The organism is Pseudalkalibacillus sp. Hm43 (assembly GCF_054170705.1).
The window spans coordinates 909,894-928,328 of the sequence record NZ_CM135129.1 but is presented as its reverse complement, the minus strand read 5'-3'; the positions used below and the strand labels follow the sequence as shown (position 1 = coordinate 928,328).

Sequence of the window (18,435 nt, the reverse complement as noted above, 5' to 3'; positions counted from 1 at the left end):
TGATGCATAAAGTTGGATTAAAGTTCCATTTCAATATGCTATAATACATCTAAATGGATGTATTTGATCATAGTGGACATGTACGTTTGAAGGTGTCTGACGAGATGGTGCAGGTCAGACCCTTTTTCACTCTTTCAAAGTCCTCGATTATTGGGGGAGACCTTATGGAAAATAAAAAGGTTACGACACTCGAAGACCGTATTCCTAAACTGAAGCAACAACGGAAACAAAAAGCGAATCGTAGAATGATCTTCTATGTTTCCTTTTTCTTTTTGCTCATTCTTATCATAGTTTATTTCCAATCGCCGCTCAGTCATGTGCGGACGATTGCGATCAAAGGGAACGAGGTCATAACCGAAGAAAAAATCATGTCCAACATCGACCTTACGACGGAAACGAACTATTGGTCAGTCAATGCGGCTGCCATCGAATCAGATGTCCGAAAACTGGTCCAAGTGGAATCAGTGAAGGTTGAAAAAGTATTTCCAAACAAAGTGATCATAAATGTTACTGAATTCGGAAAGGTCGCTTTTCTTGAAAAAGAAGGCGTCTATTATCCGCTACTACAAAACGGGGAATCACTTCCAAGAGTCTCCGAAAATACAGTTCCAACAAATGCGCCGATTCTGATCGGTTGGAATGACAAAGAACGGATTCCGAGCATGGCAGAAGAGTTGAATAAATTGGATGAAAGCATCCGTATCCGAATCTCTGAAATTCATCATACGCCAGTTGAGAAGGATGAACAGCAAATCACACTCTATATGAACGATGGATACGAAGTAAAATCCCGTATTTCCAATTTTGCTACATACATGCAATACTACCCTTCCATTGTGGAGAAATTGGATGGTCAGAAAGAAGGAATCATTTATATGTCTGAGTCACCAAGGTTCGAACCTTATGAACAAGGAGAAGGGAAGGAAGAAACGGAGAATGAAAGTCAGGGGTAAACATGCAATATACTCGTTGGTTCTTCTGGTTACGGGCTTCATCATTTCCTACTCCTTTCAATACACAAGCGAGGCGGACAAGCGTCCGACCAATGACCAGTGGAAGAGGGAAGACCAGTTGAGGACTTCGATACTGTCATTACAACGGGAAAACAGACAGTTGCAGACTGAACTGGAAGATGCCCAAACAGTCGTCAATGACATGGAAGAAAAGATTGCTACTCAAGAGAAAAGATCCTTCAACATGGTAGAAGAGGTCAAAAAACTGAGAAAAGTTGTCGGGGAAGTCGGTGTAGAAGGTCCTGGACTCAAAGTAGAACTAGAAGACAGTTCTTACATTCCAGAAACCGAAAACCCGAATGATTATATCGTACATGAAGAGCACATCAGAAAAGTCATACATGAGTTATATGTTACAGGTGCTGAGACCATTGCCATCAATGGTCAGCGGATCTCCAAGACGAGTTTCATCAATTGCGTTGGACCTGTCGTGAATGTCGATGGGGTAAAACATCCTGCTCCATTTGTCATCACTGCCATCGGAGATACGGATATTTTGTGGAGTTCATTGAATCTATCAGGTAATGTGACAGATCAATTAGTAGATGATGGAGTAGAGGTTACAATGAAAAAAGAATCTAGCATCGAGATTCCACCATTCATCGATCGGGAAGGATGACAGCAACGATGCGGAGAAGTGTAATTTTTGCGATAACAACGTTGATCTTAGGGTTCATGGTTGCTGTTCAATTTCATACGACCCAAGAGCCGATTGTAAGAGATACACGAGACATATGGGAATTAAGACAAGATCTCGAGCAACAAAAGAAGGTTCAACAAGAACTCTATAATGAGATCTATAAGAATGAACAACTGATTGATGAGTATTCCGGAGAAAGTACTTCGAATCAATTAAGGGCGTTGGAGAAAACTTTATCAGAGCTGAAAAAAGATGCAGGCTTGACAGAAGTTAGCGGTCACGGAATCATTCTGACCATCGAACCATTATTAAACGACGAAAATTTAGCCGGATCAGATGTGAAAACCATCCATCCAGAATTACTGCGTCGTCTGATCAATGAACTGAATACATATGGTGCAGGAGAAATGTCCATTGATGGAAAACGAATCATCAATACGACCCCGATTCGTGAAGTGAACGGCAAGACCTTTGTAAATGACGAACCGTTATCCTCATTTCCGATCAGGATCAAAGTCCTTTCAAAAGATTCAAACAAACTTCATACCGAAATGCTCACTTCTCAATCAGGTGACGATTTCGCTAGAGATAACCTTCTGTTGTCTTCTGAATTGGTGGATAACGTCACAATTCCTGCATATGACAAGCAAATTCGTGTCAAGTATATGGAAGAGAAGGGGGAATCCTAAATGTGGCTACCTGTATTAGGTTTATTGATCGGCCTCCTTCTTGGGTTCATGTCAGAAATAAGAATTCCGGATGAGTATACGAGTTACTTGTCGATCGCCGTTTTAGCGGCTCTTGATACATTATTTGGTGGGATTCGCGCCCAGCTGCAAAAAACGTTCGATGATCAAGTTTTCATAACGGGATTTTTCTTCAATATCCTGCTTGCCGCAGGTTTGGCTTTTCTAGGTGTCCATCTTGGTGTAGACTTGTATTTGGCTGCAATTTTTGCATTCGGTGTAAGGCTTTTTAACAACATTGCGGTCATTCGTCGTTTGATTTTATCAAAAAACACAAAATTAGATGCCACAGAGCGAAAAAACTTATAAAAAATAAAGGGAATACTTGCTTAGTGTTGAATACATTCCTTAAATACGCTTTTAAACCAGTATTTTCGGCTTATTCATTAGGATAGGAATGGAACCTATCAGATCTCGTAATGGATCGAGCAAGTAGATATTTTGAGGGAGGTGCCACAGAATGAACAGCAGCGAAGTTATGATTAGTTTAGACATCGGTACATCCAATATTAAAGTAATCATTGGAGAAATGTCTGATGAGTCCTTTAATGTCATTGGAGTAGGGAATGAAATATCAGAAGGAATCAAAAAAGGTTCCATCGTTGATATTGATGAAACTGTTCGTTCAATAAGAAAAGCGGTTGAACAAGCTGAAAGAATGGTAGGAATAAAAGTCAATTCCGTGATTGTCGGAATTACCGGAAACCATGTCCAACTCCAACCTTGTCATGGAGTTGTTGCCGTATCCAGTGAGGATCGTGAAATACGAGATGAAGATATTACAAGAGTCATAGATGCTGCTCAAGTAATGTCCATACCTCCTGAAAGGGAAATCATCGACGTCATCCCAAGAGAATTTGTGGTCGATGGGTTAGCCGAAATCAATGACCCTCGGGGCATGATTGGCGTCAGACTAGAAATGGAAGGCATACTCATTACAGGATCAAAAACGATTTTACATAACGTACTAAGGTGTGTAGAACGAGCTGGCTTAGAAGTTGCAGATATATGTCTACAACCTTTAGCAGCAGGAACAGTCGCACTGAATAAAGACGAACGCAACCTTGGTGTCGCATTAGTCGACATGGGTGCAGGTTCAACCACTCTTACCGTTTTTGATCAAGGTTCAATCCAATTCACAAAGGTTCTTCCAATCGGGGGAGACTTTGTTACTAAAGATATTTCAATTGGACTTAGAACGACCACAGAAGACGCAGAACGTGTTAAGGTAAAACATGGGCATTCTTATATTGACCATGCCTCAGATGAAGAAACATTCGAGGTTGCTCGAATTGGTTCCTCTGACGAGCAGCAATTCTCGCAATATGAATTAGCGCATATCATCGAACCGAGAATGGAAGAAATTTTCGGTTTGATTGTAGAAGAATTGAATCGTAATGGTTATCAGGAACTTCCAGGCGGTTTTGTCCTGACTGGAGGGGTCGTTGCAATGCCGGGTGTCCTAGAACTGGCACGTGAAGTGTTGGATCAGAATGTCCGAATATCCATGCCGGATTACATCGGAGTCCGTGAAGCGCAGTACACGACTGGAGTAGGATTGATCCAGTTCACTTTCAAAAATGTGAAAGTTCAAGGAAAGGAAGTTGCTGCCGCGATATCAGAAGAACATATGGAAGAACAGCCCGTCAAAAAGCGACGTAACACAGAACCACAACGTTCAGAGAAAGAAAAGCCGGGTGTGAAGAATAGAATGAAAGAATGGTTCGGAACCTTCTTCGAATAACCACACAAAATCAGAAAACCAGATGATTAGGAGGATCGCAAATGCTAGAGTTTGATATGAATATGGATGGCCTCGCAAAGATTAAAGTAATCGGTGTCGGCGGTGGAGGTAGTAATGCCGTCAATCGTATGATCGAAAATAATGTACAAGGTGTAGAATTCATTGCCGTCAATACGGACGCACAAGCATTGAACCTTTCCAAAGCGGAGACGAAAATGCAGATCGGTTCGAAACTTACAAGAGGATTAGGTGCAGGTGCTAATCCGGATATCGGTAAAAAAGCTGCTGAAGAAAGTAAAGAGCAGATTGAAGAAGCTCTTGAAGGAGCAGACATGGTGTTCGTCACTGCGGGAATGGGTGGCGGAACTGGTACAGGTGCAGCTCCAGTCATTGCAGAGATCGCAAAAGAGATCGGTGCGTTGACAGTAGGAGTCGTCACACGTCCATTTACGTTCGAAGGCCGAAAGCGTTCGACTCATGCAGTCGGCGGAATCGAAACATTAAAGGAAAAAGTAGATACGTTGATTGTCATTCCAAACGACCGACTATTGGAAATCGTGGATAAAAACACGCCAATGCTCGAAGCGTTCCGCGAAGCGGATAACGTACTTCGTCAAGGTGTACAAGGTATCTCCGACTTGATCGCTGTACCAGGTTTAATCAACTTGGACTTTGCAGACGTCAAGACGATCATGACTTCTAAAGGATCAGCACTGATGGGTATCGGGGTTGCAGCTGGTGAGAACCGTGCGTCCGATGCAGCGAAAAAAGCGATCTCAAGTCCATTGCTTGAAACATCCATCGATGGTGCGAAAGGCGTATTGATGAACATCACTGGTGGATCGAACTTGAGTCTTTATGAAGTAAACGAAGCTGCTGATATCGTATCTTCTGCTTCTGACGAAGATGTAAACATGATTTTCGGTTCTGTCATCAACGAAGATTTGAAAGACGAAATCCTTGTGACGGTCATTGCGACAGGTTTTGATGAAGTTCAAAATCAAGCGAAGCAACAACAACCGCAACGTCCAAAGCAAACGATGAACAACCAAAATCAACAACCTTCACCTCAAAAGAGCCGTGAAGAGCAACCACAACGTCAGGAAAGTCAGCGTTCTACGAATTCGTCACCACAGACGGATATCAACGACACGCTCGACATCCCAGCGTTCTTACGTAACCGTAACCGTCGCCGTTAATAACGATTATGAAGGCCTGTCCCACTTATGGGACGGTCCTTTTTCATGTTAAGGGAGGTAGTTCGTGTACGTAGTATGATGTGACTAATTGGCAAGACGTTCCGCTTTTATCGAGAGATGAATTCCTTTTTTCGGGAAACAAACGAACATTTTCGAGAAACAGCAGTCTCGTCTCCCAAATCCATCGATTTGTTCCCTCTAAAAAGCGGAAGAATTCCAGTCCGTTGTCTCGCAAATCATTTTATGAGCTGAAACATGTACAAAACCCCGAAAAACCACCGACAAAACCTCTATAAATCTTCCAAAATTAATGGGTTGTACACTTCATAAACCGACAGACAATTTTAAGCGGTTTAAGCTATACTGATTTCACAGTTCAAGCTGTGAAAGGAGCGACCAATGACGATATATTTGGATGTCATTTGGTTTCTGAATTTCTGTATCGATTTCATGTTGTTATGGCTTACTTCCATCATCTTAAAAAGAAACACGAAAATGGGAAGATTGATTCTGGGATCATTCTTAGGATCTCTTTACGTACTGTTTTTGTTCTTAGACTCCAGTCTCGTTTACCATCCGATTGTGAAATTCATTTATTCTGTCTTTATCATTATGTGTACATTCGGTTTCAAGCGTTTCCGTTATTTTGTACAAGGCCTATTTATGTTTTATTTTGCGACATTCATAACTGGAGGGGGGATATTAGGAGCACATTATTTTCTTCAATCGGAAGCACAGGTCATGAACGGCGTTCTAATGACCCAGTCAACCGGTATGGGAGATCCAATCAGTTGGTTATTCGTTCTACTCATGGTTCCTGTCATGATTTACTTCACGAAACGTAGAGTCGGGGATATTGAAGTCCGGAAACTGCGGTATGACCAAATTATGAATTTTGAGTTGAAAATAGACTCGACAATCCTGAAAGGACAGGGTCTATTGGACAGTGGGAATCAACTCCATGACCCGATAACGAAAACACCTGTCATGATACTAGATCTGACTGTGTTCGAAAATGAGTTGCCAGACCCAGTCGTACAACAAGCAAAAAGCATAGACCAGCTTGGAGACATGGACGATGAAGAGAATCCATGGATTGACCGGATGCGCATCATTCCATACCGCGCAGTAGGTAGTAGCAATCAATTTCTAATGGGGATCAAAGCCGATCAAATGACGATATGGGCAGATGGGGTGAAATATGAGACCAGAAACTTCATCGTAGGTCTCACCTTCACAAATGTTTCTGGAGAGGGGGAATACCAGGCAATCCTCCATCCGAAAATGCTGTCTCACGCTACGGTCGTCTCATCAGCCTCTTAAGACTCAACCAAATTTTCGAGGGAGGATAAGGAATGGGGAAGCTGAAACTTCGCATTACACTGTTTTGGTATAAGTTGTTGATCAAATTAGGGGTGAAGCAAGAGGAAATCTACTACATAGGTGGTAACGAGGCCCTGCCTTCGCCCCTTTCGAAAGATGAAGAAGCCTTACTCCTGAAAAAGTTACCGAAAGGAGATAAAGCAGCAAGAGCAGTCCTCATCGAACGAAACCTCAGGCTTGTCGTCTATATCGCAAGGAAATTCGAGAACACCGGCATCAACATCGAAGACTTGATCAGCATCGGTACAATCGGTCTGATTAAAGCGGTCAATACATTCAACCCGGAAAAGAAAATCAAACTTGCCACATATGCCTCCAGGTGTATTGAAAATGAAATCCTCATGTATTTAAGAAGGAACAACAAAACGCGTTCTGAAGTTTCCTTCGATGAACCATTGAACGTGGACTGGGACGGGAACGAACTCCTTTTATCCGATGTATTAGGCACAGATGAAGATATCATTACACGGGATATTGAAGCGAGTGTCGACCGGAAACTGTTGATTAAGGCCTTATATTCCTTGTCTCCTAGAGAAAAACAAATCATGGAGCTCCGCTTTGGTCTTGCGGGTGGTGAAGAAAAGACCCAAAAAGATGTGGCTGATCTTTTGGGCATTTCCCAATCTTATATATCGAGGCTTGAAAAGCGCATTATCAAGCGTCTTCAAAAAGAATTCAATAAGATGATGTAGCAGGACATTCGACACATTTTGAATGCTTGTGCATAAATTTCCCTCCTGAGGAGATACTTATTTTTACAGTTACTCCCAATTGGAGGGGAAGATATGACACGAAATAAAGTTGAAATTTGCGGTGTGGATACATCTAAGCTTCCAGTTTTGAAAAACACAGAAATGAGAATTTTGTTCAAAGAAATGCAGAGTGGTGATTTATCAGCAAGAGAAAAATTAGTCAATGGTAACTTGAGATTGGTTTTGAGTGTCATCCAACGGTTCAATAATCGTGGAGAATATGTCGATGATTTGTTCCAGGTCGGATGCATCGGTCTCATGAAGTCCATTGATAATTTTGATTTAGGACAAAATGTTAAATTTTCAACTTATGCCGTCCCGATGATCATTGGAGAAATCAGAAGATACTTAAGGGATAACAATCCGATTCGTGTATCTCGTTCATTGAGGGACATTGCGTACAAAGCCCTTCAAGTGCGTGACAAGATCGTCAGTAAGGAATCGCGTGAACCGAACCCGACTGAAATCGCCCGGGAATTAGGCGTCACGAAAGAAGAAGTCGTTTTTGCACTGGATGCCATCCAAGATCCGGTTTCATTGTTTGAACCGATCTATAATGATGGTGGCGAACCGATCTACGTGATGGATCAGATCAGTGATGACAAGCAGAAGGACTATCAATGGATTGAAGAGATAGCTCTACGCGAAGCCATGACTCGTCTTAACTCACGTGAAAAGATGATTTTGACGATGCGTTTCTTCCAAGGAAAAACGCAAATGGAAGTGGCTGATGAAATCGGCATTTCTCAAGCCCAAGTTTCTCGACTCGAGAAAGCAGCCATCAATCAGATGAACAAGAGTATACAGAGCAGTTGAATCAAGAATAATTGAGCACTGACCCGAAGTGTCCTAACGACACTGAAACCCGGGTCAGTGCTTTTTTTGTTCATATAAAATCAGAGCCTCATATATTTAATAGAGAAGCCTTGTTTAACGTTAGCCAATTATGAAAGGCAGGGAGTAAAACGTGATAAAGATCTCTGAATTCCAAGTAAAGGATGTTGTCAACGTTTCTAACGGCCGTAAGCTCGGACATATTGCAGACCTTGAAATCAATCTTGGTACTGGTAAAATTGAAGCCATCGTCATTCCCGGAGCCGGACGGATGATGGGCTTCATGAGGAAGGAAAATGATATCATCATCCCATGGAGAGATATTGTAAAGATCGGAAAAGATGTCATCCTGGTCCGTTTTGAAGATCACTCGGAAAATCAACTTTCACCACAAGGATTCCATAATTCTACGAAAAGTTAAAAGCCGAGAAGCAGTTCTCCAACAATTCAACAAGTTGTGATAAAATAAGGAAAGCGCAACAAAAAGTCGACATTACTGTTGAGATTTGAGGGTTGAATATGGTTGAATCATTCCGACAAAAGCATGAGCGATACTTCCAAATCGAGGGTATTGATTCCCCGAACAAGCAGGTATTCGCCGGATTTTCCACCCGGCATGGCGGATGCAGCCACTCTCCATTTCAATCCTTGAATCTTGGTCTTCATGTCAACGATGAAACTGACAAAGTGATTGAAAACCGTAAGCGTCTTGCAGAATCGATTGGGACAACACTCGATCAGTGGATTTTTGCAGATCAAGTCCATGATAAAGAGGTACAAGAAGTGTCCAAAATGGATCGTGGCAAGGGTTCAATTTCCTATAATACGGGAATAATGGGTACTGATGGTTTGTACACGAAGGATCCGAATACAGTACTTGCTCTTGGTTATGCGGACTGTGTGCCAATCTATTTTATATCGAAAAGTCATTCCATCATCGGGGTGGTCCACGCAGGGTGGAAAGGCACGGTTTCTGGAATTGCCCAAGAAATGATTTCCAAATGGGAAAAGAATGAGCATGTGCCTGCTTCTGATATCGAAGCTTGGATCGGTCCTTCCATACAGCAATGCTGTTATGAAGTGGATGAGCGCGTCATTTCTCATGTGGAAGCCATCTTACCAGAAGGGTCCTCGAAACCTTATACGCAGAAAAGTGAAGGAAAGTACATGTTGAACCTGCAGATGTTGAATAAGCAATTGCTGCTCCAATCGGGGATACGAGAAGAACATATTCATGTCACCGACCACTGCACGAGCTGTGGGGTTGAAGATTTCTTTTCACATCGTAAAGAAAATGGAAGCACCGGCAGAATGCTAGCTTTCATCATGATGAAAGAGTAGGAGGTGAAACCGGTAATTTTGAATATCCAAGATAACTTGAATCACATACGTCATAGAATTGAAACGGCTTGTCAGAAGACAAGTCGGGATCCTGAAGATGTATCTGTGGTTGCTGTCACTAAATACGTGAGCGTCGAGACCACACAAAATGCGGTTGATGCTGGAGTTGTTCATCTTGGGGAAAATCGGGATGAAGGGTTCTTACATAAGCATGGACAAGTTACCGGCGACATCCGATGGCATTTCATAGGGACACTCCAGTCCCGTAAAGTGAAATCCATCATCGATAAGGTGGATTACATACATTCGCTCGACCGCAAGTCATTAGCAAAAGAAATCAATAAACGGGCTGATCGTAAAGTGAAGTGCTTCGTTCAAGTCAACGTTTCCGGTGAAGAGTCGAAACATGGAATAGAGCCTGAGCAGTTGATTGATTTCATTAAACAACTCGAGCCTTATGACTCGATTGAAGTTGTAGGCTTAATGACGATGGCACCGCATATTGAGGACGAGGAGCGATTGCGGAACATATTTAAAAAGACTCGCAAACTGCAGACAGATGTACAAGCTCTGAATCTTCCGTTTGCTCCTTGCACAGAGCTGTCCATGGGCATGTCAAATGATTATGAGATTGCCGTAGAGGAAGGTGCGACATTCGTACGAATCGGCACTTCTTTAGTCGGTAAAGAAATATAAATGGTATTGAACATATACTATAAGGAGGCTCACCATGGGAATCAAATCGAAGTTGAAACATTTTTTTGCATTTGATGACGACATGTACGAAGAAGAAGTATATGAAGTCGATGAAGAAAACGGCGAAGAATATGAAACGATGAGCCGTTCTCGACGGGATCAGAAGAGCCAGAGTCAGAACATCGTCAGTCTGCAAAGTGTCCAACAACAAGTCAAAGTGGTTTTGCTAGAGCCGCGTACATATTCTGAGGCACAAGAAATTGCAGATCAATTAAAAAACCGCCGTGCGGTTGTCATGAATCTCCAGAGAATCCCACTCGATCAAGCGAAGCGAATTGTCGATTTTCTAAGCGGCACCGTGTATGCCATCGGTGGAGATATACAGAAGCTTGGACCGAATACGTTCATGTGCACTCCAGATAATGTGGATGTGTCAGGTGCCATCTCAGAAATGGCTGGAGAAGAATAGTAGAACAAAAGGGTGGTATAGAGCATGCTATTAGAAATAATCTTGTTTGGAGTCAGCGCTTACAGATGGCTGATCATCATTTACATTTTCATGTCCTGGGTACCGAATGCCAGAGAATCTTCCTTTGGACAATTTTTAGGATCCATTTGTGAGCCGTTCTTATCCTGGTTCCGTAAGATCATTCCGCCGCTTGGGATGATTGATCTTTCCCCAATCGTCGCATTGTTTGCACTTTACTTTGTTGAAATCGGAATCGTTTCGTTATTCAACATGTTTTAGGTTGGATTGAGGATGTCTATTTACGAACATTTCAGACCAGAAGAACAACCATTCATTGATCAAGTCTTGGAATGGCGGAGGATTGTAACAGACCAATATCGGATGAAAGTGACAGATTTTCTGGATCCAAGAGAACAACAGATTCTAGTTGCTCTGATGGGTAAGAATGATGAGATACAATTCGATTTATGGAAGGGGTACCAGGGCATCGAGAGAACTCGAACCTTGTTGTACCCCGTTTATTATGAACCTGAAGCGGATGATTACGAAGTCCAATGTCTTGAAGTGGAGTATCCTTCCAAGTTCGTGACGTTGAAGCATTCGGACATCCTCGGTGCCTTGATGAGCCTGGGAATAAAGCGGAAGAAATTCGGGGATATCCTTATCGCGGACGAAAGATGCCAGATCGTCGTTGCTGGAGAAATTGCTGATTATGTCCGTTTGAATCTGACATCAATAGGGAAGAGCAAGGTGAAGGTTAGTGAGATTCCAAGCAATCAACTGATCCAGACGGATGACGAATGGGCTGACTCACAGAGCACCGTTTCCTCACTCCGTCTTGATGTCATTCTTGCGGAGATATTCCGTCTCTCACGTGCGAAAGTCGTACCTTTCATCACGAATAAAAAGGTCAAGTTGAACTGGAAAGTTGTCGAACAACCATCGAGCTTACTTGAAGCGGGTGACCAGATTTCAGTCCGAGGTTTAGGCCGGGCAAAGCTCATTTCCATAGATGGACAGAGCAAAAAGGGAAAGTGGAAAATCTCTTACGGAACAAAAAAATCGAAATGACAGCAGGAATCAATAGACAATATGTCGAAAAAACAGTTAGTAAGACATCGATACGGGGGTGGCGTCATGCCTTTAACACCATTGGATATTCATAATAAGGAATTCAATCGAGGATTCCGTGGCTATGATGAAGATGAAGTGAATGAGTTTTTGGATCAGGTCATCAAGGATTATGAGACTGTGATCCGCGAAAAGAAAGACTTGCAAGAAAAGCTAGCCAAGATGGAAGAAAAATTGACTTATTTCTCTAACATTGAAGAAACGTTGAACAAGTCCATCGTAGTTGCGCAGGAAACAGGGGAAGAAGTGAAGCGCAACGCGAACAAAGAAGCGCGTCTTATCATCAAGGAAGCAGAGAAGAACGCTGATCGAATCATTAATGAATCACTAGCGAAGTCTCGTAAAGTCATGTTGGATATCGAAGAATTGAAAAAGCAATCATCTGTATATCGTACACGGTTCCGCATGTTGATAGAGGCTCAATTGGAAATGCTGAAGAATGAAGATTGGGATCAGCTCATGCCTCCAGAAGATGAGGATGAAGAGTACCAAATTCAAGAGTCCGAAACTGAAAATGCAAACGTCACTTGACGAAGTGAATTTGAATCCGATATACTTTTAGAACAGTCTAAAACGAAAACTAGGATGGGGACAGTACGTTTCAGAAACTTTCCGAGCGAGTCGGGAATGGTGGAAGCCTGACAAAGGTTCTGATATCGGAAAATCACCCCGGAGTTCCTGCGCTGAAATATAAAGTAAGCGAGGGCGGGTCATTCACGTTACGAATGCTTAAGTGGGTCATGACTTTCGTTAATCTGAGTCATGCACCTATTAGGGTGGTACCGCGAGCAACCTTCTCGTCCCTATTTGGGATGAGAAGGTTTTTTTGTTCTCGATTACTACCACAAAGCAGCCAAAAAGATAAGAAAATAAGAAAGGCAGGAAAGATGGATGAATTATAAAGATACCTTGCTCATGCCGAAGACAGACTTCCCAATGCGAGGCGGTCTTCCAAATAAGGAACCTAAAATCCAGGAGAACTGGGAAAACGAAAAGATCTATGAAAAAGTGCAGGAGAAGAACAAAGACCTTCCAAAGTTCATTCTCCATGATGGACCTCCATATGCAAATGGGGATATCCATCTCGGTCACGCTGAAAACAAAATTCTGAAGGACATCATCGTCCGTTATAAATCGATGAACGGTTTCAATGCACCTTACGTTCCTGGTTGGGATACACACGGATTGCCGATTGAAACAGCGCTAGCGAAAAAGAAAAAAGTGAACCGTAAAGAACATTCCATTGCCGAGTTCCGTAGAATGTGTGCGGAGTATGCGATGGAACAAGTGAAGCTTCAAAAAGAACAATTCAAACGCCTGGGTGTACGCGGTGATTGGGAGAACCCATACATCACGTTGAACAAAGAGTATGAAGCAGAACAGATCAAAGTATTCGGAGAAATGGCGAACAGAGGTCTTATCTATAAAGGGAAGAAACCTGTCTACTGGTCTCCATCATCTGAGTCAGCGTTTGCTGAAGCTGAAATCGAATATCAAGATAAGCGTTCTCCATCCATCTACGTCGCTTTCCCTGTGAAGGATGGCAAAGGCGTGTTGGAACAGGATGTTTCCGTTGTCATTTGGACGACGACGCCTTGGACGCTTCCTGCCAACCTAGGTATTTCCGTACATCCTGATTACACTTATGTGGTTGTCGAAGCGAATGGACGTAAATTTGTCGTCGTAGAAGACCTTCTCGATCACCTTACGACTGAACTGGATTGGGAAAACGCAGAAGTATTGAAAAAAGTGAAAGGTGCAGAACTCGAACATGTCGTTACGACGAACCCACTTTATGACCGTGATTCACTTGTCGTGTTGAGTGATCATGTCACGACTGATTCTGGTACCGGTTGTGTCCATACCGCACCAGGTCATGGTGAGGATGACTTCAAAGTCGGTAAACGTTATAACCTGGGCATCCTTTGTCCTGTAGACGACAAGGGATATATGACTGAGGAAGCACCTGGATATGAAGGCATGTTCTATGATGAAGCGAACAAGCCGATCACTGAGAAGCTGAAAGAACTCGGTGCGTTATTGAAGCTTGAGTTCATCACACACTCTTATCCACATGACTGGAGAACGAAGAAGCCGATCATCTTCCGTGTGACTGACCAATGGTTTGCATCGATTGATAAAATCAAAGATCAGATTTTATCCGAAATCAAAGATGTGAAATGGTACCCTAGCTGGGGTGAGACTCGTCTCCACAACATGGTCAAGGACCGAGATGACTGGTGTATCTCCCGTCAAAGGGCTTGGGGTGTTCCGATTCCTGTATTTTATGGTGAAGACGGTGAACCGATCATCACACCAGAAACGATCGAACATATCTCGAACTTGTTCAGAGAGCATGGCTCAAATGTCTGGTTCGAGTGGGACACGAAAGACTTGCTTCCGGAAGGATTCAAATCTGAACACAGCCCGAACGGAGAATTCACGAAAGAGACCGACATCATGGATGTATGGTTCGACTCCGGTTCTTCTCACCAAAGCGTGTTGAACGAACGCCCTGAACTCGAACGTCCGGCTGATGTCTATCTAGAAGGTACCGACCAATACCGTGGTTGGTTCAACTCATCCCTTTCTACTAGCGTCGCTGTGACAGGGAAAGCACCTTACAAAACGATCATCACGCACGGATTCACGTTAGATGGTGACGGTAAAAAGATGAGTAAGTCCCTTGGGAATGTCATCGACCCAATCAAGGTCATGAAGCAGCTTGGAGCAGATATCATCCGTCTTTGGGTCTCGTCCGTCGACTACCAATCTGACGTACGTGTATCAGACGATATCTTGAAGCAAGTTTCGGAAGTGTATCGTAAAATCCGGAACACCCTTCGATTCATGCTTGGTAACTTGAACGGATTCGACCCTGCACAGCATCGTGTCCAATATGAAGATATGAATGAATTGGATCAATACATGGCTGTGAAGGTGAACGAACTCGTCGACCGTGTCAAACACGCGTACGATGATTATCAATTCCTATCGGTGTACAATGCAATTCACAACTTCTGTACGATCGAATTGAGCTCCTTCTATCTCGATCTTGCGAAGGATACGTTGTACATTGAAGCAGAAGACGATCATAAACGTCGCTCTATGCAAACAGTCCTTTATGACAGTGTTGTTGCGTTGACGCAAATGGTTGCACCTATTCTTGCGCACACTGCAGAAGAGGTTTGGGAATACATCCCTGGCGATAAGGAAGCAAGTGTCCAACTGAGCCACATGCCTGAAGTGAAGGAATACGATAACGCTGATGCATTGTTGAAAAAATGGGATCAAATGTTGGATATCCGTGACGAAGTATTGAAGGCTCTTGAAAACGCCCGTAATGAAAAAGTCATCGGTAAATCTCTTGCAGCATCCATCAAGCTGTACCCATCTAAGGATGCAAAAGAATTATTGGAAAGCGTAATGGAACTTGATAAATTCTTCATCGTTTCCGATGCTGAAGTAGTCGGTACGAAAGAAGAAGCGCCAAAAGACGCTGAAGCATACGATCAAGTTGCCATCGTTGTTCGAGCTGCAGAAGGTGAAACATGTGAACGTTGCTGGACGGTTACAACAACAGTCGGACAGGACGAACAACATCCAACCCTCTGTCAACGTTGTGCGACAGTCGTAAAGAATAACTATTGATATTTATTTAAAAAAAAGGCTTAGAGGAGAATTTTTCTTCTCTAAGCCTTTTCGTTATATGACTTATTCAATTAACGCTCTCACTTCAGGAGTTCGTGTTTTTTCAGACAGTCAAAAAGCTTTTTTGAGTGGGTGACTTCACCGGTTTCAGCGTTTTCACCTATCAATAAGCTCTCTTTGGGTGGGTGACTTCACTGGTTTTGGCATTTTCACCCTATCAAAAGCTCCTCAGGTTAGGTAACTTCACGGGTTTCAGTATTACATTTTCACAAGGAGCATTCACATTCTATCTTCTTGTATGCTGCGCGTATCTTAAATAAGTGATCTTTGCCAATTTTTATCTGTCAAAATCCCAATGATATCGGATATTTGTATTCATGGATCTAATCATTAACGATTGAGTGGTGTAAAAAGGTCTGCTCTGGTCAAACTAAACGTAGGATTCTTCAAGAAGGGAAGTTGGGACATGAAATACGATCACTTGAAAAGACAGCTAGAGCAGCGAAAAAAAGAAATCGAGCATGAATTTGAACAAAATGACCATTACGGTCTGAATCGAGGCTTCGCAAGCGATACGTCATCCGGTGAACTTTCACAGTATGATAACCATCCCGCTGATTCAGGAACTGAACTATATGAACGTGAAAAAGATATAGCATTAGATGGACACCTGAAAGAAGAGCTATCTGACATTGAATATTCGTTGAACCAGATGGAGAACGGTACTTATGGAATTTGTGAAGTGACAGGGCAGGAAATTCCTATGGAGCGACTCGAAGCGTTACCTACGGCGAGGACCATTAAAGATGCCTCACCTAACCAAGAAATATCAAGGGACCGTCCTGTCGAAGAAGAGATCATACAATCTATGGAAGAAAACTACTCAGAAGAAACGAACAATGAAATCAACGATCCGAATGTATATTACGAAGTGGCTTCCTTCAATGAAAACAGTATGACGTACGAAGACTCATCCTTGATCGATAACCAGGACAAAACAGGTTATGTGGAGGAATATGAGCAATTCGTCTCTACAGATATCGAAGGATATACAGGAGCAGATCATGTGAAATTCGAGCGTAATGTACAATACGATGAATATATGAACGAGCAATCGAACATAGATGAAGGAGAACAGTCATAAGTTGACTGTTCTTTTCTTGCTAACTTGAAAGTTAGGTTTACAATGGAACTTCGACTATGCACCACCACGTCCTGTGGGGAACGTAGAAGTCACAACATCCTGTGCAAGTGCGAAAAGGGAGTGGATTTTCAAGAAATCAACATCGCTTCAACGAACTGCTCCACCTAACTCCACAGCGTTGTGAAAGTACCTTTATTATGCTAAAATCAAACGGATAGAAACAAAGGTGGGGGAAACATGGAGAACGCTCGTTATTATCTATTAGCGATTTTAGTATTGATCATCGACCAGGTTACGAAATGGGTGGTCGTCACTCGTATGGAACTAGGTCAGCAAGTGACCTTGATCGAGGATTTCTTTTATTTGCATTCTCATCGGAACAGAGGGGCAGCATTCGGCATCCTCCAGGGACAGATGTGGCTGTTCATCATTGTGACCATCGTCGTCATCATCGCAGTCATATATTATCTACATACGGAAGCGAAAGGAAATGTATTGTTAAGTACATCTCTCGCACTCATACTTGGTGGTGCGATTGGCAATTTCATCGATCGATTGTTTCGTGGTGAGGTTGTAGATTTCCTTGACTTTTACATCTTCACTTACGATTTTCCGATCTTCAATATTGCGGACTCCGCATTAGTGATCGGTGTCGGACTGATTGCGATTGCATTTTTATTTGAAAGCAGAACTTCTAAGGAGACATAATATGGAACACGTTTTTATTAAAGTAGCAGATTCGATCAACCGTGAAAGAATCGATAAAGTCATTTCCAATGAACAGGAAGATGCATCCAGAACACAAGTCCAACAATGGATCAAAGAACAACGGGTGAAAGTGAACGGTGAATTGGTAAAGGCGAATTACAAATGTTCGGCAGGGGATGAAATCGAGATTGAAATTCCAGAGCCGGAACCATTGGAAGTCGTACCTGAGCAGATGTCATTGGATATCATCTATGAAGACCAGGATCTAGTAGTCGTCAACAAACCTAGAGGTATGGTCGTCCACCCTGCTCCAGGTCATCTAAAAGGGACGTTAGTGAACGGCTTGATGGCACATTGTGGAGATTTGTCCGGAATCAATGGCGTGCTGAGACCAGGCATCGTCCACCGGATTGACAAGGATACTTCAGGTCTATTAGTGGTGGCGAAGAACGATAAGGCTCATCAACATTTAGGTCAACAGATGAAAGATAAGACAACGACTCGAAAGTATGAGGCGATCGTACATGGCGTCATACCTCACAATAAAGGCACAGTGGATGCGCCAATCGGGCGAGATGTCCATGATCGACAAAAAATGGCGGTCACTGATAAAAACAGTAAAGACGCTGTGACCCACTTCAATGTGATTGAACGGTTCAACAAATTTACGTTTGTCGAATGTATCCTTGAGACAGGTCGTACACATCAGATCAGGGTCCACATGCATTACATCGATTTTCCTGTGGCAGGTGATCCGAAGTACGGACCGAAGAAGACACTGGACATCTCCGGTCAGGCCTTGCATGCTAAGACATTAGGATTCGTCCATCCGCGGACGGGTGAAGAGATGGAATTCACTTCTGAGCTTCCTGAAGACATGTCGACTTTGTTAGACGAACTTCGTCGAAATAATGCTTGACTCTTGTCTGAGGCTTTGAGATAATCAGTTCAACATATGAAAAGCACCTTTAAAATCAGTCCCGT

Annotated in this window: 20 protein-coding genes and 1 other annotated feature; all 20 genes read left to right on the top strand. The window is 42.8% G+C overall.

From position 1 onward, the window contains the following. Positions 1–164 precede the first annotated feature (164 nt). The 20 genes from ACXQIQ_RS04925 (at position 165) to ACXQIQ_RS04830 (ending at position 18,370) form a co-directional block, all read left to right on the top strand. Positions 165–953, top strand: a complete 789-nt coding sequence (locus tag ACXQIQ_RS04925; RefSeq protein WP_439299874.1) for a cell division protein FtsQ/DivIB — start codon at positions 165–167, stop codon at positions 951–953. Next, on the top strand, positions 937–1,632 hold the full coding sequence (locus tag ACXQIQ_RS04920) for a DUF881 domain-containing protein (RefSeq protein ID WP_439299875.1): 696 nt from the start codon (positions 937–939) through the stop codon (positions 1,630–1,632). The genes ACXQIQ_RS04925 and ACXQIQ_RS04920 overlap by 17 nt, the downstream gene beginning before the upstream one ends. A gap of 8 nt (positions 1,633–1,640) precedes the next feature. Next, positions 1,641–2,342, top strand: coding sequence for a DUF881 domain-containing protein (locus ACXQIQ_RS04915; protein ID WP_439299876.1), 702 nt, complete (start codon positions 1,641–1,643; stop codon positions 2,340–2,342). Beyond that, positions 2,343–2,708 carry a small basic family protein gene (locus ACXQIQ_RS04910; protein WP_439299877.1) on the top strand — a complete coding sequence of 122 codons (366 nt, stop codon included), beginning with the start codon at positions 2,343–2,345 and terminating at the stop codon, positions 2,706–2,708. Positions 2,709–2,859: 151 nt separating this feature from the next. Further along, positions 2,860–4,143, top strand: coding sequence for a cell division protein FtsA (gene ftsA / locus ACXQIQ_RS04905; RefSeq protein WP_439299878.1), 1,284 nt, complete (start codon positions 2,860–2,862; stop codon positions 4,141–4,143). A 41-nt stretch (positions 4,144–4,184) separates the two neighbouring features. Next, a complete protein-coding gene (gene ftsZ / locus ACXQIQ_RS04900; protein ID WP_439299879.1) occupies positions 4,185–5,342 on the top strand; it encodes a cell division protein FtsZ in 1,158 nt (385 codons plus the stop codon). A gap of 399 nt (positions 5,343–5,741) precedes the next feature. Further along, positions 5,742–6,665 carry a sigma-E processing peptidase SpoIIGA gene (gene spoIIGA, locus ACXQIQ_RS04895; RefSeq protein ID WP_439299880.1) on the top strand — a complete coding sequence of 308 codons (924 nt, stop codon included), beginning with the start codon at positions 5,742–5,744 and terminating at the stop codon, positions 6,663–6,665. Between the two features lie 32 nt (positions 6,666–6,697). After that, positions 6,698–7,417, top strand: coding sequence for an RNA polymerase sporulation sigma factor SigE (sigE, locus tag ACXQIQ_RS04890; protein WP_226551247.1), 720 nt, complete (start codon positions 6,698–6,700; stop codon positions 7,415–7,417). A gap of 93 nt (positions 7,418–7,510) precedes the next feature. Then, complete coding sequence (gene sigG, locus ACXQIQ_RS04885) at positions 7,511–8,293, top strand: RNA polymerase sporulation sigma factor SigG (RefSeq protein WP_439299881.1); 783 nt, start codon at positions 7,511–7,513, stop codon at positions 8,291–8,293. Positions 8,294–8,444: 151 nt separating this feature from the next. Then, a complete protein-coding gene (locus ACXQIQ_RS04880) occupies positions 8,445–8,732 on the top strand; it encodes a YlmC/YmxH family sporulation protein (protein ID WP_226551245.1) in 288 nt (95 codons plus the stop codon). Between the two features lie 98 nt (positions 8,733–8,830). Further along, positions 8,831–9,652 (top strand): peptidoglycan editing factor PgeF, encoded by an 822-nt coding sequence (pgeF, locus tag ACXQIQ_RS04875; RefSeq protein WP_439299882.1) that lies wholly within the window; start codon positions 8,831–8,833, stop codon positions 9,650–9,652. A gap of 18 nt (positions 9,653–9,670) precedes the next feature. Then, the gene (locus tag ACXQIQ_RS04870; protein ID WP_439299883.1) at positions 9,671–10,348 is read left to right on the top strand and encodes a YggS family pyridoxal phosphate-dependent enzyme; all 678 of its coding nucleotides are present in this window, start codon (positions 9,671–9,673) and stop codon (positions 10,346–10,348) included. 34 nt (positions 10,349–10,382) lie between these two features. After that, positions 10,383–10,817 (top strand): cell division protein SepF, encoded by a 435-nt coding sequence (locus ACXQIQ_RS04865; protein WP_226551243.1) that lies wholly within the window; start codon positions 10,383–10,385, stop codon positions 10,815–10,817. Positions 10,818–10,841: 24 nt separating this feature from the next. Next, a complete protein-coding gene (locus ACXQIQ_RS04860) occupies positions 10,842–11,096 on the top strand; it encodes a YggT family protein (RefSeq protein ID WP_439299884.1) in 255 nt (84 codons plus the stop codon). Between the two features lie 12 nt (positions 11,097–11,108). Further along, the gene (locus ACXQIQ_RS04855; RefSeq protein WP_439299885.1) at positions 11,109–11,888 is read left to right on the top strand and encodes a YlmH family RNA-binding protein; all 780 of its coding nucleotides are present in this window, start codon (positions 11,109–11,111) and stop codon (positions 11,886–11,888) included. Positions 11,889–11,954: 66 nt separating this feature from the next. Next, positions 11,955–12,479 (top strand): DivIVA domain-containing protein, encoded by a 525-nt coding sequence (locus ACXQIQ_RS04850; RefSeq protein ID WP_439299886.1) that lies wholly within the window; start codon positions 11,955–11,957, stop codon positions 12,477–12,479. A gap of 42 nt (positions 12,480–12,521) precedes the next feature. Beyond that, positions 12,522–12,756 (top strand) — a binding site (T-box leader). A gap of 83 nt (positions 12,757–12,839) precedes the next feature. Continuing rightward, positions 12,840–15,599 (top strand): isoleucine--tRNA ligase, encoded by a 2,760-nt coding sequence (gene ileS / locus ACXQIQ_RS04845; RefSeq protein WP_439299887.1) that lies wholly within the window; start codon positions 12,840–12,842, stop codon positions 15,597–15,599. Positions 15,600–16,065: 466 nt separating this feature from the next. Further along, the gene (locus tag ACXQIQ_RS04840; RefSeq protein ID WP_439299888.1) at positions 16,066–16,743 is read left to right on the top strand and encodes a TraR/DksA C4-type zinc finger protein; all 678 of its coding nucleotides are present in this window, start codon (positions 16,066–16,068) and stop codon (positions 16,741–16,743) included. A gap of 237 nt (positions 16,744–16,980) precedes the next feature. Beyond that, positions 16,981–17,451, top strand: coding sequence for a signal peptidase II (gene lspA / locus ACXQIQ_RS04835; RefSeq protein WP_439299889.1), 471 nt, complete (start codon positions 16,981–16,983; stop codon positions 17,449–17,451). Between the two features lies 1 nt (position 17,452). Continuing rightward, the gene (locus ACXQIQ_RS04830) at positions 17,453–18,370 is read left to right on the top strand and encodes an RluA family pseudouridine synthase (RefSeq protein ID WP_439299890.1); all 918 of its coding nucleotides are present in this window, start codon (positions 17,453–17,455) and stop codon (positions 18,368–18,370) included. Positions 18,371–18,435 lie beyond the last annotated feature (65 nt).